1 protein-coding gene is annotated in these 695 nt (G+C 62.7%); it reads left to right on the top strand.

Annotated features, from left to right (window positions below; all coding sequences use genetic code 11):
* The coding region (locus HMPREF1546_RS14705) for a thiamine pyrophosphate-dependent enzyme (RefSeq protein ID WP_021752074.1) at positions 1–626 on the top strand (626 nt) is incomplete at its 5' end.
* Positions 627–695: the final 69 nt, after the last annotated feature.

Below are 695 nucleotides of genomic sequence, written 5' to 3' on the forward strand. Positions count from 1 at the left end.
ACGGCTGGGCCTACGACATCGGCTTCGGCGGCATTGACCACGTGCTGGCCCAGAACCGGGACATCAACATGCTGGTGATGGATACGGAGGTGTACTCCAACACCGGCGGACAGTCCTCCAAGGCGACGCCCACTGCGGCAGTGGCCAAGTTCGCCGCCGGCGGCAAGGAGGTCAAGAAAAAGGACCTGGGCGCCATCGCCATGAGCTACGGCTACATCTACGTGGCCCAGGTGGCCATGGGCTACGACCAAGCCCAGACCCTGAAGGCCATCCGGGAGGCAGAGTCCTATCCCGGCCCGGCCATCGTCATCGCTTACTGCCCCTGCCTGGAGCACGGTATCAAGGCGGGCATGAGCTGCACGCAGGAGGAGATGAAGAAGGCGGTGGAGTGCGGCTACTGGCATCTGTACCGGTATGATCCCCGCCGGATCGCGGAGGGGAAGAACCCCTTCCAGCTGGATTCTCCCGAGCCCGACAGCGGCAAGATGATGGACTATCTGAAGGGCGAGAACCGCTATGCCTCCCTGCAGATCAACTTCCCGGACCGGGCCCAGCGCCTGTACGAGAAGACCGTCCAGGACGCCAAGGACCGCTACGCCAAGTATCGCAAAATGGCTGAGGACTGAGCATTCCCCCCCGCTTACCTCTCTGAACCAAACAGGAAAAAGCGCCGTGCGCACATGCGCACGGCGCTT

The organism is Oscillibacter sp. KLE 1745, assembly GCF_000469445.2.
Taxonomy (GTDB): Bacteria; Bacillota; Clostridia; order Oscillospirales; family Oscillospiraceae; genus Oscillibacter; species Oscillibacter welbionis.